The sequence below is a fragment of the Agrobacterium sp. 719_389 genome (assembly GCF_900188475.1).
GTDB classification, from domain to species: Bacteria; Pseudomonadota; Alphaproteobacteria; order Rhizobiales; family Rhizobiaceae; genus Agrobacterium; species Agrobacterium radiobacter.
Genome location: NZ_FYEM01000002.1, coordinates 398,671 through 420,440, shown reverse-complemented (window position 1 = coordinate 420,440; position 21,770 = coordinate 398,671). Strand labels below are relative to the sequence as shown.

General features: G+C 60.1%; 20 protein-coding genes and 1 riboswitch. Of the genes, 5 read left to right on the top strand and 15 right to left on the bottom strand.

The window, feature by feature from the left end; genetic code table 11:
• Positions 1–9: 9 nt before the first annotated feature.
• The 10 genes from CFB10_RS05675 to CFB10_RS05630 all read right to left on the bottom strand — a co-directional run bounded on the left by CFB10_RS05675 (position 10) and on the right by CFB10_RS05630 (position 12,929).
• Complete coding sequence (locus CFB10_RS05675; RefSeq protein ID WP_020011954.1) at positions 10–1,323, bottom strand: HlyD family type I secretion periplasmic adaptor subunit; 1,314 nt, start codon at positions 1,321–1,323, stop codon at positions 10–12.
• Positions 1,310–3,157, bottom strand: coding sequence for a type I secretion system permease/ATPase (locus tag CFB10_RS05670; RefSeq protein ID WP_020011955.1), 1,848 nt, complete (start codon positions 3,155–3,157; stop codon positions 1,310–1,312). Before CFB10_RS05670 ends, CFB10_RS05675 begins: the two co-directional genes overlap by 14 nt.
• A gap of 14 nt (positions 3,158–3,171) precedes the next feature.
• A complete protein-coding gene (locus CFB10_RS05665; protein WP_020011956.1) occupies positions 3,172–3,927 on the bottom strand; it encodes a hypothetical protein in 756 nt (251 codons plus the stop codon).
• A gap of 104 nt (positions 3,928–4,031) precedes the next feature.
• Positions 4,032–6,803 (bottom strand): TonB-dependent receptor, encoded by a 2,772-nt coding sequence (locus CFB10_RS05660; protein ID WP_020011957.1) that lies wholly within the window; start codon positions 6,801–6,803, stop codon positions 4,032–4,034.
• A gap of 149 nt (positions 6,804–6,952) precedes the next feature.
• Positions 6,953–7,948 carry a FecR family protein gene (locus CFB10_RS05655; RefSeq protein ID WP_020011958.1) on the bottom strand — a complete coding sequence of 332 codons (996 nt, stop codon included), beginning with the start codon at positions 7,946–7,948 and terminating at the stop codon, positions 6,953–6,955.
• Positions 7,949–8,058: 110 nt separating this feature from the next.
• On the bottom strand, positions 8,059–8,559 hold the full coding sequence (locus CFB10_RS05650; RefSeq protein ID WP_020011959.1) for an RNA polymerase sigma factor: 501 nt from the start codon (positions 8,557–8,559) through the stop codon (positions 8,059–8,061).
• Positions 8,560–8,749: 190 nt separating this feature from the next.
• The gene (locus tag CFB10_RS05645) at positions 8,750–9,502 is read right to left on the bottom strand and encodes an ABC transporter ATP-binding protein (protein ID WP_020011960.1); all 753 of its coding nucleotides are present in this window, start codon (positions 9,500–9,502) and stop codon (positions 8,750–8,752) included.
• Positions 9,496–10,563 carry an iron ABC transporter permease gene (locus CFB10_RS05640; protein WP_003506805.1) on the bottom strand — a complete coding sequence of 356 codons (1,068 nt, stop codon included), beginning with the start codon at positions 10,561–10,563 and terminating at the stop codon, positions 9,496–9,498. Before CFB10_RS05640 ends, CFB10_RS05645 begins: the two co-directional genes overlap by 7 nt.
• Positions 10,560–11,699, bottom strand: coding sequence for an ABC transporter substrate-binding protein (locus CFB10_RS05635; RefSeq protein ID WP_020011961.1), 1,140 nt, complete (start codon positions 11,697–11,699; stop codon positions 10,560–10,562). Before CFB10_RS05635 ends, CFB10_RS05640 begins: the two co-directional genes overlap by 4 nt.
• 96 nt (positions 11,700–11,795) lie before the next feature.
• Positions 11,796–12,929, bottom strand: coding sequence for an ABC transporter substrate-binding protein (locus CFB10_RS05630; protein ID WP_020011962.1), 1,134 nt, complete (start codon positions 12,927–12,929; stop codon positions 11,796–11,798).
• A 113-nt stretch (positions 12,930–13,042) separates the two neighbouring features.
• Between CFB10_RS05630 and CFB10_RS05625 the strand changes: the two genes are divergently transcribed.
• Positions 13,043–13,867: a class I SAM-dependent methyltransferase gene (locus tag CFB10_RS05625; RefSeq protein WP_020011963.1), complete on the top strand. Its 825-nt coding sequence runs from the start codon at positions 13,043–13,045 to the stop codon at positions 13,865–13,867.
• 39 nt (positions 13,868–13,906) lie between these two features.
• Here the strand turns inward: CFB10_RS05625 and CFB10_RS05620 are convergent, their stop codons facing one another.
• The 5 genes from CFB10_RS05620 to CFB10_RS05600 all read right to left on the bottom strand — a co-directional run bounded on the left by CFB10_RS05620 (position 13,907) and on the right by CFB10_RS05600 (position 18,545).
• Entirely contained in the window at positions 13,907–14,386 is a 480-nt protein-coding gene (locus CFB10_RS05620; protein WP_020011964.1) for a pseudoazurin, read from the bottom strand.
• Entirely contained in the window at positions 14,383–15,183 is an 801-nt protein-coding gene (locus tag CFB10_RS05615; protein WP_020011965.1) for an ABC transporter ATP-binding protein, read from the bottom strand. The genes CFB10_RS05620 and CFB10_RS05615 overlap by 4 nt, the downstream gene beginning before the upstream one ends.
• Positions 15,180–16,208, bottom strand: a complete 1,029-nt coding sequence (locus CFB10_RS05610; RefSeq protein WP_020011966.1) for an iron ABC transporter permease — start codon at positions 16,206–16,208, stop codon at positions 15,180–15,182. The genes CFB10_RS05615 and CFB10_RS05610 overlap by 4 nt, the downstream gene beginning before the upstream one ends.
• Entirely contained in the window at positions 16,205–17,236 is a 1,032-nt protein-coding gene (locus tag CFB10_RS05605; RefSeq protein WP_020011967.1) for an ABC transporter substrate-binding protein, read from the bottom strand. Before CFB10_RS05605 ends, CFB10_RS05610 begins: the two co-directional genes overlap by 4 nt.
• Positions 17,237–17,391: 155 nt before the next feature.
• Positions 17,392–17,627: riboswitch (cobalamin riboswitch) on the bottom strand.
• Between the two features lie 39 nt (positions 17,628–17,666).
• Positions 17,667–18,545, bottom strand: coding sequence for a GNAT family N-acetyltransferase (locus tag CFB10_RS05600; protein ID WP_020011968.1), 879 nt, complete (start codon positions 18,543–18,545; stop codon positions 17,667–17,669).
• Positions 18,546–18,748: 203 nt separating this feature from the next.
• On the opposite strand from CFB10_RS05600, the gene argE reads away from it, so the two are divergent.
• From argE to CFB10_RS05580, 4 genes are read left to right on the top strand one after another with little or no spacing between them, the layout of a single operon-like run.
• Complete coding sequence (gene argE, locus CFB10_RS05595) at positions 18,749–19,873, top strand: acetylornithine deacetylase (RefSeq protein ID WP_020011969.1); 1,125 nt, start codon at positions 18,749–18,751, stop codon at positions 19,871–19,873.
• A 23-nt stretch (positions 19,874–19,896) separates the two neighbouring features.
• Positions 19,897–20,820, top strand: a complete 924-nt coding sequence (locus tag CFB10_RS05590; RefSeq protein WP_020011970.1) for a glyoxylate/hydroxypyruvate reductase A — start codon at positions 19,897–19,899, stop codon at positions 20,818–20,820.
• A 26-nt stretch (positions 20,821–20,846) separates the two neighbouring features.
• Complete coding sequence (locus CFB10_RS05585; protein WP_003524651.1) at positions 20,847–21,203, top strand: cupin domain-containing protein; 357 nt, start codon at positions 20,847–20,849, stop codon at positions 21,201–21,203.
• Positions 21,200–21,655 (top strand): GNAT family N-acetyltransferase, encoded by a 456-nt coding sequence (locus CFB10_RS05580; protein ID WP_020011971.1) that lies wholly within the window; start codon positions 21,200–21,202, stop codon positions 21,653–21,655. Before CFB10_RS05585 ends, CFB10_RS05580 begins: the two co-directional genes overlap by 4 nt.
• Positions 21,656–21,770 lie beyond the last annotated feature (115 nt).

Genomic DNA, 21,770 nt, shown 5'->3' with positions numbered 1-21,770 from the left:
CTCGGATTCCTACTCCTCCCGGAAGGCGCGGCTGATCTGGTCCGTCAGCGGCTTGGCGATATAGGACAGCGCCGTTCTTTCGCTGGTCTGAATGAAGGCCTCAGCCGGCATCCCCGGCACCAGCGGCGCCTTGTTCAGCTTCTGCCGCTCGGAGACCGGCACGGAAATCCGGGCCAGATAATAGGAGAGGCCGCTGCGCTGATCGGTGGTGATATCAGCCGCAACGCGGCTGACATGGCCTTCCAGTTCCGGCGTGACCCGCTGGTTGAAGGCGGTCATGCGCAGCATCGCCTTTTGCCCCACCTGCAGCTGATCAATATCCTTCGGCACGATCTGCACCTCCAGCGCCAGCTCATCGCCGTCAGGGACGATGAGCATGATCGGATCCGCCGGCGTCACCACGCCGCCCACGGTATGTATGGCCATTTCATGCACCATGCCGGATTGCGGCGCGACGATATCGATGCGCTTCAGCTGGTCTTCGGCGGCGACCTTGCGCTCGACGAATTCCCCCATCTGGGCCTGTATCTCGCGTAATTCCCGACCGACCTCGGTGCGCAGCTCCTGATCGATCTGCAGGATTTGCAGCCTGGTTTCGGTGATGCGGCCCGCCGTCTGCGCCTGATAGGCGATTTTTTCGCCGCGCTCGCCGCCGAATGTCGCGGCCTGTGTCTGCAGGCTGTTCAGCCGCTGCACGGACACAACACCCTGTTCGCGCAGGGATTTCTGCGAGGTGATTTCCGCCTCCAGCACGGCAAGGCCGTTATCATAGGCGACTTCCTGCGCCTTCAGCCCTTCAATCTCATGTTCGAACTGGGTGATGCGTTCGGAAAGCTGCGCTTTGCGCCCTTCGCGGTAAGATTTGCGGAATTCGAACAACTTGGTCTCGCTACGCATGGCGGAGGCGACATCGGGATCGTCCTTTCGCACGATGAGAGTCTGCGGAAAGACGAGTTCCGGCAGATCGTCACGCTCGGCCTCCAGCCTTGCCATCCTCGCATTCAACTCATCCAGACGTTTGGTGACGATGGCGAGATTGGCGCGGGTCTGGGTCGCATCGAGGCGCATGACCACATCGCCGGCCTTCACCCTGTCGCCCTCGTCCACCAGAATTTCACCGACGACACCGCCGCTCGGGTGCTGCACCTTCTTCGTATAGGAATCCACCACCAGATGGCCCGAGGCAACCACCGCGCCGGCAAGATTGGTCGTCGCGGCCCATCCGCCGACACCGCCAAGCAGCACGACGCCGGTGGCAAGACCGGCAAGAAGATGTTTGCGGATGGAGCGGGACACCTGGCTGCGCTGATCAATGTTTGACATCCGCATCTCCTTCCTGGCTGTTCTCTTCACGGACCTCTTCCAACACAGCAACCTGGGGCTGGGCATTGGCAACAACGCGCAGCGGCGAGATTGTCTGAGCGGATGCGGTAAATCCCTTGGCCGCCTGCGCCGGCGGAGCGCGCAGCACTTTCGACAACACCTCGTCGCGCGGGCCAAAGGCCTTCATCCGTCCCTCTTCCATCATCAGAATGAAATCGACAGCACCGATGGCGCTCGGCCGGTGGGCGACGACGACGGCAATACCGCCCCGCGCCTTAACCGAAGAAATCGCCTTCACCACGGCGGCTTCGCCTTCCGCGTCGAGATTGGCGTTGGGTTCGTCCAGCACGACGATGAAGGGATCGCCATAAAGAGCCCGGGCAAGACCGATGCGCTGGCGCTGCCCAGCGGAAAGCGCCGAACCCGCCTCGCCGATATCGCTGTCATATCCCTTTTCGAAACGCAGGATCAGCTCATGCGCGCCGGCAGCCCTGGCCGCCGCAATGATGGCGTCAGGATCGGGATCATCCTCGAAACGGGAGATATTTTCACCGATCGTGCCGTCGAACAGCTCCACGCCCTGCGGCAGATAACCGATATGACGGCCGAGCGCTTCCCGGTCCCACTGATCGAAACTTGCGCCGTCCAGTCGCACCTTGCCGGCAGCCGGCATCCAGGCGCCGGTGAGAATGCGCGAGAGGGTGGATTTACCCGAGCCGGAGGGGCCGATGACGCCGAGTGCGTTTCCAGCGCTCACGATAAAACCGAGACCGGTGACCGTCGGCTTTCTCTCTCCCGGCGGAACGACGGTGACGTTTTCGACCCGCAATTCCTTTTCAGGCTTCGGCAGCGCCATGGCGGCGGCATTGGCCGGCATCTGCGCGAAAAGCTCCCTCAGGCGCGCCCAGCTCTGGCGGGCGGCCACGAAGGACTTCCAGTTGGAAATGGCAAGATCAACGGGCGCCAAGGCCCGACCCATCATGATCGAACTGGCGATCATCACGCCGCCGGAGGCTTCCTGGTTGATGACAAGCCATGCCCCAACCGCAAGAATGGCCGATTGCAGCACCACGCGCAGGGATTTTGCAATATTACCGAGACCGCCGGCCACGTCGCCTGCCTTGCGATTGGCGGCGAGATAGGCCTCGTTGGAATTCCGCCAGCGTTTGCCAAGCCGGCCACCCAGCCCCATGGCCTGCACGACTTCGGCATTGCGGCGCGAGGCCTCCAGCTGCCGGTTGCGGGCCATGTTTTCCACCATGGTGTCGCGGATCGGCTTCTGCGAGAAGATATTGGTGAGGATCGTAAGGGAGACGAGCAATATCGCGCCGGCAAGGGCCGTGACGCCGATCCAGAAATGAAACAGAAAACATATGCCGAGATAAAGCGGCATCCACGGCAGATCAAAAAACGCAGTCGGCCCCGTGCCGGACAGAAAACCGCGCACATTATCGAGATCGCGCAACGGCTGCAGACCATCGCCCGGCATGCGGTTGACGAGCGGCAGGCGCACTACCGCATCATGCACCTTGCCGGAGTGGCGCATGTCGAAGTCTTCGCCGATACGGATCAGGACGCGCGCGCGGATGATATCAAGCAGGCATTGAAAGCCGTAAAGGCCAAGCGCGAGAAGAGCGAGCCCGACCAGTGTCGGCAGGCTGCCGCTTGCCAGCACCCGGTCATAAACCTGCAGCATGAAGAGCGGCGACGTGAGCGCGAGTATATTGACCACGCCGCTGACGAGCGCGACGCCGAGAAACGTGCTTTTAAGGGGCGAAACAACCGCCGCAGTGAGGGACTGCGGCGGCGTCTGCTGGTGGTTTTGAAAGCCCACAGCCTGTTTTTCCTTTACGCGGCAAGCGCCGTTGCGCTGGCGAAAATGAAGTCCGATGCGTCGAGTACATTTGCATCGACGCCATTCAGCGTGATGGAGACGGAAGTGTCTGCTGCAGAAAGGATAACGGCATTTCCGTTATCATTATACCACAACAAATCGTCCACCGAAGTTGCGCCCCAGGCGGAAACATCGAGCGTATCCGTGCCATCCTGATAGCCGTAGGTTCCGGCCGGGCCAGCCTGCACGACATCATTACCGCCAGAGAATACGAAAGTATCCGCACCGGCAAAGCCGGTCAGGGTGTTGGAGGCAGCCGTGTCCTCGATCACCGTGCCGGTAGCGGCAAAATAATCATAGAAGCCGGCCAGCGAACCGAAGCGGGCAAGCTGGTAAACCGCGAGATCGAGAAGATCGCGAGCACCGGCGAGCGAGTAGGCGCTGTCTGGATCGATCAGCAGTTCCTGCTGGTTGACGGCGATGCCGCTCGTGGACTGGCTGTAGCCGGTGCCGAGAACGATGCTGTCGACCGAACCCGTCAGGTTGCCCTGGGAGTACTGCAGAGCGCCGCTCATGACGATGCCCTTGCCGCCGGAGCTGCCATCGCCCCACGCCTCATAGGTCGTGTTCGGATCGATGGTGGTGGTGGCGAGAGAGCTGGTCTGAGCGTCGTAGAACGCACCATAGGTCGAACCGAAACCGCTCGTCCAACCGTTGAGGTAACCGATGAGGTCGGAGGAAGACTGCGTCAGTTGAATTGTGGTAGCCATAGGTGTACTCCTTTGCTGGCCAATAGAGGTACCTTCGTCCTGTGGCGAAGGCGTTTCATCTCCGGGACGGGCTGCAACCCAGCCCGGAGAATTTCTTCCGCGTTTCAGAACTTCACATTCATCGTCGCGATAAAGGTGCGGCCCGGCGCCGTGTAGGCGCTGGCTGCCGGGATATATTTGCGGTCCGTCAGGTTGTTGACGGCGAAGCGAAGCGTGGCCTTGTCGTTGAAGGCATAGGAACCGTAGAGATCCACCGTCGTGTAGGGATCGGTCACCTCACGCAGATTGCCCTCCGTATCGAGCGTGCGCGACTGCGTCGGCGTGACGTGGTTGAGCCTTGCGCCCAGCGAGAATTTCTCATCAAAGAAACGCATGCCGCCATCGAGCGTCAGCTTCACCTTGGGCGCGACGTCGCCCGGCCAGGCGACGATTTCGCCCGTTGTCGTGGTCGTGCTGTTGGAAAAGACCTGTGTCTTTTCAGGCCATTCCGTCTTCAGAAACGTCGCCGAGCCGCCGAGCCAGAAACTGCGGGCATCATAATTGCCCTCGAATTCAAGCCCGCGCATATAGGTCGTGTCATCAAGATTGACGAAGCTGGTATAGGTGCGGTCGAGGACCTGATCCGTGACGAGATAACCGAGAGCGATGTAGTCCTTCACCTCTCGGCGAAAGGCGGCCATTTTGATGCGGATGGAATCGTCGTCCAGCAGCACGCCATCGAAGCTCATATTCGCACCGATTTCATAGGTCGTCGCTTTTTCGGCGCGCAGGGCCTGATTCGGAGCATATTCGTATCCGGCGCTATCGCCCGGACGCGCACCGGCAAAAAATGCCTCGAGAATTGTCGGCGGACGCAGGCTCTGGGAATAGCTCACATAGGGGCGGAACCAGTCGACGGGCTTCAGTTCGATTGTGGCGGAGGGCAGCCAGGCGCTGTAGGTGCAATCGATATCGACATTGTGCGCGGGATATTCTGTGACGGGTGTATTGGTGGTTATACCTGTTCCGGGCATGCAGTTGGCTGACGTGCGCGGCCAGACGCTAGCGAGAAAAACGTTATATCGCGAGGCCCACGACGGAGGATTGGCGGGACGAAAGACCTGATTGAAATAGTCCAGAGGCGTATAATGATTTTTCACCAGATCGCAGGGCACACTCGTCGTTACCGTTGTGTCCTTAACGCTATAATACGTCGCCGATCCCTTAAGACGCGACCAGTCGTAACGTACGCCGCCACTCAAAGTGATCCAATCGGCCGGCTCCAGTTCACCGTTCAAAAACAGGCTGGCGACATCGCGCCGCCCGGCCGGGCTGAATGACGTGTAGCTGCTGGCGAACGAGGGATTTTCCGCGATTTTGGCGCTTGTCGCAACGGATGTGGCAATATCGCGGAAGGCTTCCGCTCCATAATTCAGGGTGAGCGCGCCCGCCACCGTGTCAAAGCGACTGGTATTTTCCAGACTGCCGCCGAAGCTGCGCAGGCCCATGTCGAGATTCGTCTCTACCGCATAAGTACGCGCCGCCCGCAATTCATGCGTCATATTATCGTTCAGCCACAGCGACGATTTGAAGTCGATGAGCTCGCTCTCCGGGTCCCAGTCCAGCTTCGCCACGACGCTGTCGTTTCGCACGCTTTCCCGGTCGATCACCGTGGAAGCGCCCTGAACGAAATCATTCTCCTGATGCATCCACGATAGCGACGCCTTCACGTCGCCGAAGTCGCCTTCACCCTTGAAAAAGGTCGACCAGCCATCGCGGCCCAGCAGGTCTTTCATCGTCAGCGCGGTGCTTCGGGCCTCGCCTTTTGTTCCGATCTTGTATTCATCCATGATCGTGCGGCTGTAGCCGGCTACGAAGGAGAGAGGAGCGTCCGGCGAGCGGACGGCGCCGAGAACCGAGCCCTGAAAATCATAGCCGTTGGTGCCGCGGGAAACATTCACTTCCCCGCCCTTGTTCTCACCTGCGGCAATCAGATCATCGGCGCTGACGGTACGGAACTCGACCTTGCCGCCCAGAGACCCGGCGTTACCCGACCGTGCATTGGTTATTTTTTCGATCTCGACGGCCCGGATGAAGGCGACATCGACATAACCCTGCCCGGCGCTTGCGGTGTAGCTCGTCGCGCCGCCGAAAGCCGCGCCACGCTGCGCGTTCTGCCGCGCGCCATCGATGGAGACGACCACGCGGCCGCTTTCCTGCAAACCACGCACATTGGGCGAAACGGTTGGGAAGCTGCCGTTGCCTTCGCCCGCATAAACGCCCGAAACCCGGTTGAAAACATCACGCGTGTTGCGCACGCCGGCCGACTGGATCGCCTCACGGCCAACGACGCTGACGCTGGCAGGCGTTTCGTAAACCCAGTCGGGCGTGCCCTGATAACCAGAGCCGGCAATGGAATTGCGACCGGTTTTACCGGTCACGGTGATGGTTTCGAGAACCGTCGTACCCTCCGTCCCCGAGAGATCGACAGTCGATTGTCCCGTGCCGATGATCACGGTTCTGCCATTTCCGGTGATGCGGAAATTGACCCCCGTTCCCGCCAGCAACCGCGACAGCGCATCCCGTACCGTGAAACTGCCGGTGACGGCATTGGTGCGCACATTGCCGGCAGACGGCGTGGCAAGTGTGACCTGAAGGCCGGATTGACGCCCGAAAGCGCCCACGACGGAGGATAGTGACTGGGCGGGAATATTGAATGGCCGCGTTGCCCCCTGCTCACCAGCGGGGCGCTGAGAATTTGCGATGTCAGTACCGGTCTGGGCAAAAATAGGCGCGGCGAATGAAACGGCGATCGCCGTTGTCGCCAGCAGCACGCCCCTGCGCGCCCGCTTTGCCGCTTTTCGCTGTGAACCGATCTTGCATGTCTGGAGGCGCATATTGCTTTTGTCTTCCTGTCTTTCGCTCCGGATATATCTTGACCGGATTACTCAACAAAAAGACGATTGCCTCGTCGATTTTTTTCAGGCTTTCAGGAGAAATTTTATAAACTACTGAAAATAAATATTATTTTTTGTTTCGGAGTGATTCAGAAACGGGTGATGATGCGTGCGCTGCCGCCAATCGCATGCACCTTGCCCTTATAGGGTTCCACCAGCGCCTCCAGCGCGCGATCCGGGTCGCGCAGATCGTAAAAACCTGTCACCCTCTGTTCGGCCAGCCGCTTGTCGGCCATCGTCAGCCATGCCTGATGGTAACGCTGGATCTGCTCCACGACCGAACCTATCGTCGCGTCGACCACGTAGAGTTCACCGTTGCGCCAGCCGCCAATATCCTCGACGGAAACACTCTCTTTGCGGATTGCGCCGGAAGCGTCGACGATCAACATCTCGCCCGGCACAAGCCGCGTTGACGGCGCATTGCGGAAGGACGCTTCCACGGAACCATGCACAAGCGCCACCTGCGTCACTCCATCCGTCAGGTCGACGTCAAAAGCCGTGCCCAGCACCTGAACGGTCAGGTTTTTTGCCTTCACGACGAAGGGACGGGTTTTGTCCGGCACGACATCGAAAAAAGCTTCCCCCTTCAGCACCGTCACATTGCGATGGCCATCCGTGAAATCCGTTGAAAGCGCGCTCGCCGCCGCGAGCTGCACTTTGCTGCCGTCTTCCAGCGTTATGGTGCGGTTTTCTGCGGTGGTGGTCTGATAATCAGCCTCAAGGCGAAGGAAAAATGCTGGAACGAACAGCACTACAAGACAGAGCGACGCCGCCGCTGCGGCCACGCCGGCATAATGCCGCCCGGACCAACGCCGCCGCTGCGGCTTTATCGCGGACTCACCCGGCAGATGCGGCGCATCTTCCCAGAGGCTCTTGAATTCCGGCTCTACCAGACCGAGGTTCCGCCACGTCTTGCATGTTCGTTCCCAGGCGAGACGGTTTGCCGGCGCAGCCGCCAGCCATTTTTCAAAGTCCGTCTTCAGCCGCGGTTCGGCTGAGCCCGACTGCAAACGCAGCAGCCAGTCGGCCGCCTCTTCCGCCTTCCCGGCCGGCAGTTCAATCTTTTTCTCTGGATCAGTGGTCATTGAACCGGGCCAGTTCCTTTGGGGCGCGCAGCAGGAGCGTCGTCTTCTGCATTGTTATAAAGACGTTTGACGAAGAGTTTTTTTTCACTGGGCGGGACAATCAGGACTATTTACTTCATTTCTCTGGTGATCGCGGCAATGCCGCCCTTGATCAGACGGTGTGCGCTGGCCACGGACACGCCAAGGTGACGCGCAATCTCTTCCATATTGTAACCACCGAATCTGTGCATTTCCAATGCCACCCGCGCCTGAACCGGCAGGCTGGCCAAAATAGTCCGCACCTGCCGGACTTCGTCGCAAAAAAGCGCATGTTCCTCCGGCGTACCACTGTCCTGCGGCATGCCCCAGAACGGCGTATCGTCAGGCCGCTCCCTGAGATCCTGGCGGCTGCGCCTGATATTGTCGAGCGCAAGATTGCGAACGATGCGGAAGAGATAGGATTTGAGATTGGAAGGATTGCCGGACGCCTCGGGAACGAATTTCAGGAATGCTTCCTGAACCACGTCCTCCGCATCCGCCCGCGACCCCAGAATGAGGGTGGCATATTTGATCAGGTCGACCCTATGCGCGACGTAAGCGTTATAACGCTTGTCATCTTCCCGTATGCCCATGTCTCAACCGAGAGAAATTTGAGGGGATCGACGAAACCTGCCGTCCCCCGAATGGCCGCGCAGTTTTGCCGTTCAAAGCTCTAGCATCCAAACCATGGCTCGAACAGATATTTCATGACTAATATCTTCAAGAATTTGTGCGGTCTGCGGTAAGCGGACCCGGCCGCTCATACGGCCGGATCTTGATCTGTCAGATGGCCCCGTCGACGATGACCATGGGTCTGCCCTGCGAGCAGGGCTCGATACGGGCATCGATGCGATAGATATCGCGCAGCATTTCAGGGGTTATCACCGCTTCCGTACTGCCGCTCACCACCATTTCACCGCGCGCGATCACCATCGTATTTTCGCAATAGCGAAGCGCGTGGTTGAGGTCATGCAGGGCAATCAGCACGATCATGCCGGTCTTCTGCGCAAGATCGGTAACGAAGCCCAGAACTTCGATCTGCCGATGGAGATCGAGCGCGGAGGTCGGCTCATCCATCAACAGCACCTCCGGCTTGCGGGCCAGCGCCTGCGCCAGCGAAACAAGCTGCCGCTGGCCGCCGGATAGCTCGCCGAGACCGCGGAAAGCCAGATCGTGAATTTTCAGCGCCTTGAGAATGGCGTCGATCTCGAACAGTTCGTCATCGTGAACCCGCCAGCCGCCGCCCTGCTTGGCGGAAAGAAGCACGGATTCATAGACAGTCAGCACGGCGTTCGCACCGGTATCCTGCGGCATATAGCAGATGGCGCGGTTGCCACGCGCCGTGTCCGAGAGCTCGACCAGACCGGGACCGGAAATCAGGCTGGCGATGCGTTTGAAAAGCGTGGACTTGCCGGCGGCATTCGGGCCGATTACGGCCGTAACACTACCGCTTTCCAGCGTATCGATGCCGACCTTGGAGAGTACAGTGATGCGCCCATAGGCGGCGCCGACATCTTTCAGTGCGAGCGCTACCATGCGCGTCTCCTGTTGCCGAAAATAAGCGCGAAGAAGAAGGGTACGCCGACAAGCGCGGTGATGACACCGATCGGCAGGATGGCGCCGGGAATGAGGATCTTGCTGATGACCGAGGTTGCCGACAGAAGCAGCGCGCCGCAGATCACCGAACCGGGCAGGAAGAAACGCTGGTCTTCGCCAACAACCATGCGGGCGATGTGCGGACCGACCAGCCCGACGAAACCGATGGTGCCGACAAAAGAAACCGGAATGGCCGCCAGAAGGCTGACCGTCAGCATGGTCGTCAACCGCAGCCGCCGGACATTGATGCCCATGCTGGCCGCCTTGTCATCGCCCAGCCTCAGCGCCGTCAGCGCCCAGGCATTGCGCATGAACATCGGCACGGTGACGAGGAGGATGGCGGCCGTGATATAGACCTTGTCCCAGGTCGCCTTGGTCAGGCTGCCCATGGTCCAGAAAACCACGGCGGCAAGCGCCTGTTCAGACGCCAGATATTCAAGCAGTGACAGCGCCGCATTGAAAGTGAACACCAGCGCGATGCCGAGCAGCACGATGGTTTCAACCGTCACCCCGCGAAGCGTCGAGGCGAAATGGATGAAGAGGGCCGCGACCATCGCCATGATGAAGGCATTGATCGGCACCATGTAATGCACCGCGCCCGGAAAGATCGCCACGCCGCCGACCAGCGCCAGCGCCGCACCGAAGCTTGCCGCGGCGGAAATGCCGAGCGTGAAGGGGCTGGCGAGCGGGTTAGACAGGATGGTCTGCATCTGTGCGCCCGCAACCGAAAGCGACGCGCCGACAGTGACTGCCATCAGTGCGATCGGCATGCGGATATCCCAGATCACCACCCGGAGCTGGTTTCCGACGGCGGCCGGATCGGCAATCGTCGCCAGGACCTCGGAAAGCGTGTAGCGCGCCGGGCCGAGCGCCATGTCGGCAGCCATGCTGAAACACAGGGCGATAAATAGCCCGAAGAGGATGATGATCCTGCGCGCGGCAAGGGCGCGATATTGATCGCGCCCACTGATGCCAACCGCGCTTTCATTCAGCGAACTCATTGGTTCAAACCTTTTTCCAGCGAGGCGAAATAGCCCGGCTTGTAGGTGACGGGAAGGAATTTGCGGTGGAACTCCTCAAAATTCTTTTCCGGATCGAGATCGGCGAAGAGATCGGGATGAAACCACTTAGCGAATTGCTGGATCGGGAAGAACTCGTAAGGTGCGCCATAGAACTGGTGCCAGACGGCGTGGACATTGCCTTCCTTCACGGCCTTCAGTTCAGGAAACGGCGTGCGCTTCATCAGGTTGGCGAGCCTCTCGCGGGAAAGGGCCATATCCGCGCCGCGTCCGACAGGAACGAACTGGTTGATGTCGGATTCGGCCGCCCAGTTGGAGCCAGTGACGATGACGTGGTCCGGATCGGCAATCACGAGTTGCTCGGGATTGAGATCGCCGAACGTCGTCTTGATGATGCCGTCGGCAATATTGTGACCGCCGGCAAGATCGACCATCGCACCGAAATTGACTGGCCCGAAAGTGCGGCAGCAATTGTTTTCGCCGGAAATGCCGGGCGCGCGTTCGATGAAGACGTTCGGGCGCTTCAGGTCCTTGACGCTGGCGAGCCGGTCGGTCACGCGGGCGATTTCAGCACGGCGATAGGCGATGAATTCCCTGGCGCGCTCTTCAGCGCCAAACAGCTTGCCGAGAATCTCGACCGAGGCCTCGCTGTTCTTTTCAGGATCGATGCGGAAATCGAGATAGATGATCTTGATACCGGCAGCGGCGGCCTTTTCTTCGAAACCGCTTTCCTTCGCGGACTTCTCCGCTTCCAGGTTGAGGGTGATCACATCCGGCGAAAGGGTGATGGCGGTTTCCAGGCTGAAATCGCCCTGCGGCACATAACCGAAACGCGGCAGTTTCTCGATCTGCGGAAAACGCTCGACATAAGCGGCATAACTGTCGGGATCCTTCTTGAGAAGATCGTCACGCCAGCCGACAATGGCGTCAAAGGTCTGCTCGCCCTTGAGCGCCGCGATGACGTGCACCTGACGGGCCTCACCAACGATAACGCGCTTGGCCGGCAGGTCCATCTCAACCTTGCGCCCGGTGACATCGGTGATTTCCCCGGCATGAGCCGTCATGGCGAGAAGGGAGAAGGCCAGCACCGCAAGATGCCTGAGAGCGTTGAGCCGCATGAGAAGTCCTCATTGAGTTCCAAAACAAAGCGATAAAGCCGCATGGCTGCGGCTTTACCCATCGGTCGGACGGCGCTCCCCTTCACCGTCCCTGTATTATTTGGCGTCCTTCAGCGACACGAAGTAACCGGGCTTGTAGTCGAGCGGCAGGAAGCGGGCATGCAGCTCCTTGAAGGTCGCCTCAGGGTCCATATCCTTGAAGAGGTCGGGATGCAGCCACTTGGCGATCTCCTGAATGGCCACGAACTGATAGGGATTATTGTAGAACTGATGCCAGATGGCGTGGACATTGCCGTCCTTCACCGCCTGCACGCCGGTGAAAGCCGGACGCTTGGTCAGGTTTTCAAGCTTGCGATGGGCTTCCTTCAGATCCGCGCCATAACCGACGCCGACCCAGTTGCCGCCCGGAACATAACCGTTCCAGTTACCGCCGGTGATGATGACCTGCTCCGGGTTGGAGGCGATGATCTGTTCCGGATTGACGTTGCCGAAGGTGCCGGGAATGATGTCCTTGGCCATGTTGATGCCGCCGGCAAGCTCCACCATCTTGCCGAAATTCTCGTTGCCGAAAGACATGCAGCAATCGTCGGAGTAACCGCCGGCGCGCTCCATGAACACGACAGGCTTCTTCGGATTGGCTTTTTCAAGCGTATCGGTGACCTTGGCGATGGAGTCGGCGCGGAACTTGATGAAGTCCTCGGCGATCTTTTCCTTGCCGGTCAGCTGGCCCATGAGGCGCATGCTCGGCTCGGTATTTTCCATCGGCTTTTCGCGGAAATCGACGTAAACCAGCGGAATGCCGACCTTGGCGAGCTTTTCGATGTAACCCGCTTCTTCGGTCGCCGTCTTGGCGTCGATATTCATCAGGATCACGTCAGGCTTCAGCGAAACGGCCTGCTCGATATCGAACGTGCCGTCCTTCATGCCGCCGAAAGTCGGCAGCTTGGCAATCTCGGGATATTTGGCGAGATAGGCGGCGTAGGTTTCCGGATCGGCTTTCGCCAGGTCGTCGCGCCAACCAACGACATGCTGGAAAGGGTTTTCCTTGTCGAGCGCAGCCAGGAAATAAATCTGGCGACCTTCGCCGAGGATGACGTGCGATACAGGCACATTGACCTCGACATCGCGGCCGGTCACATCCTTGACGGTGACCTTTTCGGCAAATGCCGGCCATGCGGCGGATACGAGAAGGCCAAGGGCAAGTGCCGCAGATTTGGCTGAGATGCGCATCGGATATTGCTCTCCAGTGTTGACTGGCGCGGCTGTATTATTTTCTGACTGTACTAGTCAACATTTATGTTTTAGAGCCATTCTTAACTGACCGGTACATGAGCTGAACACCGATGATCGATACTATCCAATATGGCAAAAACGACAGTCTGAGAGACGAAATCAAATCCTATTGGTCCGGCCGCGCCGCGACTTTCGACCTTTCGCCCGGGCATGAAATTTTCTCCGAAGACGAGCGTGAAGCCTGGCACGCGCTTATCCTGAAACATCTGGGCCACGGAGAGGGCCGCAAGGCGCTTGATCTCGCCAGCGGCACCGGCGTCATCTCCCACCTCATGGACGATCTCGGTTTTCAGGTCACCGGCATGGACTGGTCGGAAACGATGCTGGCGCTTGCCCGGGAAAAGGCGAAAAGCCGCGGGCGCAACATCCGCTTTTTCGTCGGTGATGCCGAAAACACCATGGAGCCGGATGAAAGCGCCGACGTCATCATCACCCGCCATCTGGTCTGGACGCTGGTGGACCCGCAGGCAAGTTTTGCCGAATGGTTCCGTGTCTTGAAACCCGGCGGGCGGCTTCTGATCGTTGACGGCGATTTCGTGAATACCGGCTGGCGCGAAAAACTGGTGAAGAAGCTGGCGGCCAGCCTCGAAAATATCGGCCTCGTCAAACCGGACCAGCCGCACAAGCCGGCGGACCCGGAAAACACCTTCAACAGCATCCTCTCACGGGTCTATTTTTCGAACGGCGCAAGGGCCGGCGATGTCGCGGCGCTCTTGCGCACGACCGGTTTCGAACCCGTCTCGATCGATCAGGAGCTTCAGGCCATTCACCGCGCCCAGGCGAAGAACTTCAGCCTGCTGAAAGGCATCCTGCGCGGACTGCAGCATCGTTATGCGGTATGTGCGGTGAAGCCGGATGTTACTGGCAAAAGCTGAGGCGGCATCAACCGCCGCAGCTCAGCCTCCGACATCGTTCTATTTTTCCGCCTGCTCGAAAAGATCGTCGAACCGTGGTTTGGCGCGACCCGGCACGTCCACCGTCCTGTAGCTCTGCGGCAGGGTCGCGTTGCCCACCTTGATCAGCATGACCATGCCCATGCCGTAATGCGGCGAGCATTTGATCCCGTAAAAGCCCGGTTTTTCGAACCCGGTCTCGAACTCGTCATTGATCCGGCTTTTGAACCCTTCGACACCGTCCGGAACCATGCCGTCAATGGTCGCGGCATTGTGGCTCTTGTGGGTGGGCACAAAACGCACGCGGTCGCCGGGCGCGATTTCGAGAAAATCGGGCTCGAATACCATAGGTCCCTTTTCGCCCCGGTTCAGCATTTTCACCTCGAAAGTCTCGGCGACAGCCTGAAGCGGAAAGCCCATGACCGTCACGGCAATTGCGGCAGCGGCGTAAAACAGTCTGGTCTTTGCAGCGGCGCTTGCAAGTGTCGTCAATGTCATCATCGTGCCAATACTTTCCTTGGGTGCTCGGCCCGCCCATGGGCCGGCAGAAAACGAATATGGGAAAAGCCGCCCTCATCCGTGGTGACGACGCATTCCACTCCGAAAACCTCGGCTATTGTCGCCGGTGTCAGAACGTCCCGCGGCGGGCCTGCCGCGATCATCTCGCCCCGATGCATGATTGCGACGCGATCGCAGAACATGGCGGCGTGATTGAGATCGTGCAGCGCCGCAACCACGGTCAGTCCCTGCCGGCGCACCAGATCGAGCAGGCCGATCTGGTGGCCTATGTCGAGGTGATTGGTCGGTTCGTCCAGCAGCAGGATATGCGGCTCCTGCGTCAATGCGCGGGCAATGTGCAGGCGTTGGCGTTCGCCGCCGGAAAGATGATGCCAGTTGCGCTCAGCCTTGTCGGCCATGTCGACATTGGCAAGTGCCGCATCAACAATGGCGTCATCATTCTGCGACCAGGCGGAAAGCGGTCCGAGATAGGGCGTGCGTCCAAGCTCCACGGCCTGCCGTGCGGTGATGCGCTCGGTGGTTTCGGCCTGTTGCTCCACGAAGGCGAGCCGGCGGGCAAGGTCGCGGCGTCCCAGCGAGGCAAGCGGCTCATCGCCAAGCGTAACGTGCCCCCGGCGAGGCTTGCGAATTCCCGCCAGCATGGAAAGCAGCGTGCTCTTGCCGGAACCATTCGGGCCGATGATGCCCAGAAACTCCCCGGAACCGACATTGAGCGAAACGCCGCGCACGATATCGATAGTGCCGGCATGGAAATGCAGGTCGTGGGCGGATAACTTCATGACCGCCCTCTTTTCTGCCCCAGGATGAAGGCGAAGGCGGGCGCGCCGACAAGCGCGGTGATGACACCGATGGGCAGCACCTGCCCCGGAATGACGATGCGAGAGAGAATATCCGCGACGATCATGAAAACCGCGCCGGTCAGTGCCGTTACCGGCAGCAAAATGCCATGGCGAACGCCGACGAAGATGCGCGCGGCATGCGGAATGACGAGCCCGACAAAACCGATTGAGCCGACCAGCGACACCATCGCCGCCGTCATGATTGCGGAAACCGAGATCAGCACCGCATAGACCCAACGCACGGGAATGCCGAGTGAAGCGGCGGCCTGACCGCCGAAGGCAAAGGCATCCAGCGCACGGGCATACCAGAGACACACCGCCAGCCCCGCAAGGCTGACCGGCAGCGCCAGCCAGACATCCGGCCAGCGCACGCCCGAGAGGTTGCCGAGCAGCCAGAACATGATGCCGCGCGCCTGTTCCGCGTTGGCGGATTTGGTGACGATGAAAGAGGTCATGGCGTTAAACAGCTGCGAACCGGCCACCCCCGCCAGAATGATGGCGCTGTTGCCATGTCCCGCCCGCACGGCGAGAAGGCTGACCAGAGAAAAGGCCACAAAAGCACCGATGAGCGCGCCGGCCGGCATCGTCAGGAACCCTGCCCCGAAACCCAGAAGCGCGACAGCGACGGCGCCGGTGGAGGCGCCGGCGGAAATGCCGAGAATATAGGGATCGGCAAGCGGGTTGCGCAGAAGCGATTGCAGCACCGCCCCGGCGAGCGCCAGCGAAGCCCCGCAGCAGGCGGCAACGACGGCGCGGCTGAGACGGTAACTCCAGACGATGCCCTCATCCAGCGGCTCCAGCGGATAACCGGCATGGAAGACACGGTTGGCGATGGTTTTCGCCACGACGTCAAAAGGAATGGCGGTCTCGCCGATGGCCGCCCCGGCCATCAGCGCGACGAGCAGCAGGGCGAGCGCGGCGAAAGCCAGCCCCGCCCTGCCGAAATGGACGGAAAGACCGTTCACTTGGCGAGGCCGGCAGCCGAAATCGCTTCAGCCAGCGTTTCGATGCCTTCAATGGTGCGAATGGTCGGGTTCATCGCCTGCGCATCCATTTCGAATACATGACCTTCCTTGACAGCGGGCATGATGCTGGCCACGGGATCGGTGGCGAGGAACTTCAGCTTGACAGCGACATCGTCAGCCGGGAAGCGGCGGCGGTCCATCTTGCCGGCGACGATGACGGACGGATTTGCCTTGGCGATGGTTTCCCAACCGACGGTCGGCCATTCCTCATCGCTTTCGATGACATTCTTCAAGCCCAGTGCGGACATGATGTAACCGGGCGCGCCGTTACGGCCGGCCACATAGGGGTCGATATCCAGCTCGGCGCTGGAGAACCAGAAGACGGCGGAAAGCTTGCCATTGGCCGAGGCGATCTTGGCGCGGGCGGCTTCCTCACGCTTCTTCAGGTCGGCAACGACTTCCTCGCCGCGATCCTGCACGTTGAAGATTTTGGCGAGATCGCGGATTTCCTGATAGATCAGATCCATGGTGAAGCCGGTGTTGCGCACGCCGTCGCCACCGCCGGAATTATCCTTGCCGACGCAATCGGCAGGCGAGGTATAGACGGGAATGCCGAGTTCGGCGAATTGCGCCGGCGTTCCGACGACGCCTTCAGGGCCGATCTGCCATTGGAACTGCGTTGTTACGAGGTCTGGCCTCTTGCCGACAACCGCCTCGAAGCTTGGATCATTATCGGCCAGTCGCTCGACCTTGGCATTGGCCTCTTCGTAACCCTTCAGAACCGGGCCGATCCACAGCGCGGTGCCGACGACCTTGTCGGCAACGCCGAGCAGGTAAAGAACCTCGGTCGTGCTCTGGCCGACGGATACGGCGCGGGCGGGAGCCTGCTTGAAGGTGATCTCCTGACCGCAGCTGTTGATCGTCAGGGGGTAAGTGGTTTCGGCAGCGTTAGCGTTGGCAAGAGGCAAAACCGCAAACGCGGCGGCCAGAAAGCCGGCATGGACCGGCAGGCGTCTAGAATGAAACATGTGTTCTCCAGTCGAAAGTAACTTATTCCAGAGCAGCAGGCGTCAGAACGCGCAGCAACAGCGGGACGTCTTGTACGGAGAACGACGACGGGACGCAAACCAAATGTTATGAAATAACATTACAATCTCCTCCTCCGGGCTTCCCCGCCCGTAACGATGGTTCATATTTTGACGGCAGGTCTCCTGGCTCACGGATTTGCGTCACTCATCTGCCTTCCCGCATTCCTCAGAACACAGTGGCATGACGCCTTGAAGCGTCACGGGGATGAACGACAATCCGCTTACAGTTGCGGGGGCAGCCACGGCATTGGGCGAAAAAGATCGCCCGCACCATGTTCCCTATTAATCCCTTCGCCTTTCGGCTGCAGGAACCGTCGCTTTCTCACATAAGGGGCAACGGGCGGGGCGTCAATTGCGATAGTGCCGCACCTCAGCACAAAGACGGGCCAGCCAGGGCGAAAATCATTGCGGGACCAGAGCCGGCCGGTTGCGGCGCGTTTTTCGACATGGCGGTAAGCGTTTCGATCACCACCAGGCCGGATTGCGTCAGGAAATCGGTCAGAAGACCACTGTCACGAACGGCATCAAGACGGACGAGCTGATCGTCCAGATCGGAAAAATGCCGCCTGACCAGCATGATGGCCACCGTCTCGTCGCTCGCAACGACCGGGCCGACAATATGGCCCCGCCCCGCTGCGCGTCGCAATGCAAAGGCCACGAGACGATCCGCCTCGAACAGGCCATAACCCTTATTTTCCCGCAGGAGACGCTGCAGGACGCGCTGGCGCGAGACACCGAAAGCCGCCTGATCCAGATCCGCAACAGCGGACAAATGGTCCCCCGAAAGCGGCTCGATCCTCTGTTTTCTTCCGAGCGCCGGCATCTCGGCAAGGCAGCGCGCCTTGCCACGAAGGAGATGTACTTTTTCCGCATCTCCGGCAAAACCCAGCCGGGCGAAAAGCCGCCGTGACGCTTCCGTGGCGTTCAGTCGCAATGCAGCGTCAGGGTAATCTGCCATGAGGCGCCCCATCAGCCACGGTGCAACGCCCTGTCCCTGCAAACGCGGGGAAACGATGACCATACCGACCGTCGCGAAACCTTCATCATAAGGAAACAGCATGGCGGTTGCGACTACGCGGTCGATCTCGTCAAGCGCGGCAAGGCCGATGCCGCATTGACGCAGGAAACACCATTCATTCGCGTGATATCGCCATCCGACAGCCATGGAGAGGGCATGCAGATGATCGGCCTCCACATCGGCGATATCCACGGTTCGCAACTCGAAACTATCGACCTTGAGCAGCTCCATGACAAACGGCTCTCATTCCCTCCGGCGCGGAACCTTGATTCCGGCAACCCAGCCCACGACATCCGAAGATAACCAGCCTTGCCGGCAGGATTTTTCCGAAAGCGCTGGAAAGACACAACAATCTACCGAAAACACCCCTATTTCAGCAGATAAACGCCGCCGGCCGCTCTAAGATTTTCGACGTTGAAGCGGCGGAGACAGCCATGAACGCAATCGAAATTCTGGAGCGTCTTGTCGGCTTCCCATCGGTCGTCGGAACCGCCAATGGCGATATCGCCGGGTGGATCGCCGATTATCTCGATAGTCACGGCGCGAAAGTATCGCTGCTTGCCGGCCCGGAGGGTGACCGCGCCAATCTCTTCGCCAGCTTCGGCCCAACCGATGCCAGCGGATACATCCTGTCCGGCCATATGGATGTGGTGCCTGCCGGCGAGCCGGAATGGTCCTCCGATCCCTTTGCCCTGAGAGCCGAGGGCGAGCGTCTTTATGGACGCGGAACCACCGACATGAAAGGTTTTCTGGCCACGGTTCTCGCCGCAGCACCGGCATTTTCAAGCATGGCGCTGAAACGGCCCGTTCATATTGCCTTTTCCTATGACGAGGAGGCGGGCTGCCGGGGCGTTCCCCATCTCATCGCCAGATTGCCGGAACTATGTGCAACACCGGCGGGCGCGATCATCGGCGAACCGAGCAATCTGCGCGCCGTGCGCGCCCATAAGGGCAAGGCCGCTGCACGCATCACCATTCGCGGCCGCTCCGGCCATTCCTCGCGGCCGGATCAGGGCGTGAACGCCGTCCATCTGATGACCGGCATCATGGCAAAGGCGGTCGAGACCGCACAGGCTCTCACCCAGGGTCCCTTCGAAGCGACATTCGAGCCGCCCTATTCCTCCCTGCAGATCGGCACGGTGAAAGGCGGACAGGCGATCAATATCATTCCCGATCTCTGCGCCATCGAACTGGAAGCAAGGGCGATTGCCGGTGTGTCGCCGCTCGCCCTGCTCCAACCGGTGCGTGACGGCGTCGAAGCGCTCGCCGCTGAGGGCATCGACATAGAATGGGCACCGATGAGCGATTATCCGGCGCTGTCCCTCGCCGCCGATGCACCGCTCGTGAAGCTTCTGGAAGAATTGACCGGCGCGCCCTGCATCGCCGCCGTCAGCTACGGCACGGAGGCCGGGCTTTTTCAGGCGGCCGGTATCGACGCCATCATCTGCGGTCCGGGCGATATCGGCCGCGCCCACAAGCCGGACGAATTCATAACGGCCGGCGAACTTTCGGCCTGCCAGTCAATGCTGGAAACACTGGCGAACCGCTGCACGGTTTAAACCTTCGGAACCACGGATATCAGATGACGTTTTTCTTCAATTCCGACGCGAAGCGCGGCGAGATTTTCCGGCAGGCCCTGGCCCGCGACCTGCCGGAGCTGCCCTTCTCGATGGATGCCGCCAGCGTTGATGCGGATGCGGTTCGATACCTCATTACCTGGACCGTGCCTGATGATATCGGCCGCTACCGCAATCTCGAAATCCTGTTTTCCATCGGTGCGGGCGTCGATCAGTTCCACATCGACGCCGTCCCGGCACATGTGAAGGTCGTGCGCATGGTGGATGAAGGCATTATCCGCATGATGCAGGAATATGTGAGCCTTGGCGTGCTGGCGCTTCACCGCAACCTGCCGATCTATTTAAAACAGCAGCGCCAGCAACTCTGGAAGGCATTGCCACAGCGTCAGGCCGAAGAGTGCCGCGTGGGCGTTCTCGGTCTCGGCATGCTGGGCGTTGCGGCGCTGGAACGGCTGAAAGCCTTCGGTTTTCCGCTTTCCGGCTGGAGCCGTTCCCCGCGCGAGATCGACGGCGTCACCTGCCATCACGGCGAAGCTGGATTGGCCGCCATCCTCTCGACAAGCGATATTCTCGTCTGCCTGCTGCCGCTGACAGAAGAGACCGTGGGGCTTCTGAACGACGAACGTCTGGCAATGCTTCCAGAAGGCGCCGGCCTCGTTCACGCCGGGCGCGGCAGGCAGCTCGACCATGACGCCCTCATCGACGCGCTGGATCGCGGCGGGCTTTCGGGCGCGGTCATCGACGTTACCGAACCCGAACCGCTGCCGGAAGACCATCGTTTCTGGACCCATCCGAAAATTCTCCTGACGCCGCATATCGCCAGCGTCACCCAGCCGCATTCGGCAGCACGCACCGTTGTCGAGAACATCAAACGATACCAGTCCGGCCTTGAGCCGCTCGGCCTCGTCGACCGCAACCGCGGATATTGATCATCCCGTTCCACGAAAGGACACCCATGCCGCTTCTCAAGACCATCGACACCCATCCCGCCTTCGAACCGAAAGCTTCCAAGGCCCTGCCGGAACGCCTCATTTCCGGCGATCCCTCCTTCAAGACCTGGCCGCTGGACGAAGCCCGCAACGGCACCGTCCACACCGGCATCTGGGAAGCAACGCCGGGCGAAAGCCGCTCGATCAAGGGCGAAACCTTCGAATTCTGCCATATTCTCGAAGGCGTCATCGAAATCACGCCAGAAGGCGGCGCACCGCTGCGTTATACGGCGGGCGACAGTTTCGTCATGAAGCCGGGCTTCGTCGGCGTCTGGAAAACCATTGAAACCGTTCGCAAGATCTATGTTACGGTGAACGGATGAACTGGGAACCGGCCATTTTCGAAATCACCCGCGACGGCTACGTGCTGAGCACCGATCCGGCGCGTGTGGATTTCGATCTGGTCCATGGTTTTCTCGCCCGCGATTCCTACTGGGCGCAGGGAATGACCGCCGACCGGCTGAAGCGGGCGCTTTCGCATTCGCTGCCGGTCGGCGTCTATGCCCCCGACGGTTCCATGGCCGCCTTCGCCCGCCTGGTGACTGACTATGCCGTTTTCGGCTATCTGCGCGACGTCTTCACGGTGGAGGATCATCGCGGTCGCGGCCTTGCTTCCTGGATCGCCACAGAAATACGCAGGCACCCGGAGCTCTCAACGGTGTCGAGCTGGATGCTGGCGACCCGCGACGCCCATCGTGTCTACGAAAAGGCCGGCTATCGCGCCGCGCCGCATCCCGAATATTACATGACGGTGCCGAAACCCGGCGAAGGCTGATCAGCCTGACTTGCACGTCATGTCGGCCATCATCATAACCTGGAGCTATGACCCTTACCCCATAAATGCTTGGCCCTTTTCCGGTCCCGATGACAGCATCATCAGCACTGGAAAA

What these genes read in the sequence shown, in the direction of transcription:
- CFB10_RS05585 (WP_003524651.1), top strand. Translation starts at nt 20,847, where the DNA reads ATGCCGCTTCTCAAGACCATCGACACCCATCCCGCCTTCGAACCGAAA.
- CFB10_RS05655 (WP_020011958.1), bottom strand. Translation starts at nt 7,948, where the DNA reads ATGACCACTGATCCAGAGAAAAAGATTGAACTGCCGGCCGGGAAGGCG.
- CFB10_RS05665 (WP_020011956.1), bottom strand. Translation starts at nt 3,927, where the DNA reads ATGGCTACCACAATTCAACTGACGCAGTCTTCCTCCGACCTCATCGGT.
- CFB10_RS05650 (WP_020011959.1), bottom strand. Translation starts at nt 8,559, where the DNA reads ATGGGCATACGGGAAGATGACAAGCGTTATAACGCTTACGTCGCGCAT.
- CFB10_RS05635 (WP_020011961.1), bottom strand. Translation starts at nt 11,699, where the DNA reads ATGCGGCTCAACGCTCTCAGGCATCTTGCGGTGCTGGCCTTCTCCCTT.
- CFB10_RS05590 (WP_020011970.1), top strand. Translation starts at nt 19,897, where the DNA reads ATGACGTTTTTCTTCAATTCCGACGCGAAGCGCGGCGAGATTTTCCGG.
- CFB10_RS05625 (WP_020011963.1), top strand. Translation starts at nt 13,043, where the DNA reads ATGATCGATACTATCCAATATGGCAAAAACGACAGTCTGAGAGACGAA.
- CFB10_RS05640 (WP_003506805.1), bottom strand. Translation starts at nt 10,563, where the DNA reads ATGAGTTCGCTGAATGAAAGCGCGGTTGGCATCAGTGGGCGCGATCAA.
- CFB10_RS05600 (WP_020011968.1), bottom strand. Translation starts at nt 18,545, where the DNA reads ATGGAGCTGCTCAAGGTCGATAGTTTCGAGTTGCGAACCGTGGATATC.
- CFB10_RS05580 (WP_020011971.1), top strand. Translation starts at nt 21,200, where the DNA reads ATGAACTGGGAACCGGCCATTTTCGAAATCACCCGCGACGGCTACGTG.
- CFB10_RS05630 (WP_020011962.1), bottom strand. Translation starts at nt 12,929, where the DNA reads ATGCGCATCTCAGCCAAATCTGCGGCACTTGCCCTTGGCCTTCTCGTA.
- CFB10_RS05675 (WP_020011954.1), bottom strand. Translation starts at nt 1,323, where the DNA reads ATGTCAAACATTGATCAGCGCAGCCAGGTGTCCCGCTCCATCCGCAAA.
- argE (WP_020011969.1), top strand. Translation starts at nt 18,749, where the DNA reads ATGAACGCAATCGAAATTCTGGAGCGTCTTGTCGGCTTCCCATCGGTC.
- CFB10_RS05605 (WP_020011967.1), bottom strand. Translation starts at nt 17,236, where the DNA reads ATGTTTCATTCTAGACGCCTGCCGGTCCATGCCGGCTTTCTGGCCGCC.
- CFB10_RS05615 (WP_020011965.1), bottom strand. Translation starts at nt 15,183, where the DNA reads ATGAAGTTATCCGCCCACGACCTGCATTTCCATGCCGGCACTATCGAT.
- CFB10_RS05660 (WP_020011957.1), bottom strand. Translation starts at nt 6,803, where the DNA reads ATGCGCCTCCAGACATGCAAGATCGGTTCACAGCGAAAAGCGGCAAAG.
- CFB10_RS05645 (WP_020011960.1), bottom strand. Translation starts at nt 9,502, where the DNA reads ATGGTAGCGCTCGCACTGAAAGATGTCGGCGCCGCCTATGGGCGCATC.
- CFB10_RS05620 (WP_020011964.1), bottom strand. Translation starts at nt 14,386, where the DNA reads ATGATGACATTGACGACACTTGCAAGCGCCGCTGCAAAGACCAGACTG.